This window comes from Mesorhizobium sp. M4B.F.Ca.ET.203.01.1.1 (genome assembly GCF_004791025.1).
Classification (GTDB): Bacteria; Pseudomonadota; Alphaproteobacteria; order Rhizobiales; family Rhizobiaceae; genus Mesorhizobium; species Mesorhizobium abyssinicae.
The window spans coordinates 1-313 of sequence record NZ_SRUO01000203.1; the positions used below are offsets into that span (position 1 = coordinate 1).

The 313-nt window shown below is 70.0% G+C and carries 1 protein-coding gene; it reads right to left on the reverse strand.

Annotation, left to right across the window (positions count from 1 at the left end):
- The coding region (locus EN846_RS34330) for a hypothetical protein (RefSeq protein ID WP_210236160.1) at window positions 1–313 on the reverse strand (313 nt) is incomplete at both ends.

Genomic DNA, 313 nt, shown 5'->3' on the forward strand with positions numbered 1-313 from the left:
CGTCAGGTTGACCGGCGCCTGCTTGCCGGCGGCGTCGAAGCGGTACAGGTCGAAGTTGGTCGACCACGGCTCCTGCTTGCCGGCCACGCGGATGCTGGCCACCACGCTGGCGCCATCCGGCGACCACGCGAAGTCATCATTGCCACCGAACGGCTTGGACGGGGCGTCGCCGTCGATGGTCGCGCTCAGCGCCGAAGCGCCCTTGACCGCGCCGGCCTTGGCCGTCGGCAGCGGCGCGACGAACAGGGTGTTGCGGCGGCCGTCGTTCCAGGTGTCCCAGTGGCGCACGAACAGCGAATCGAAGACCTTGCCG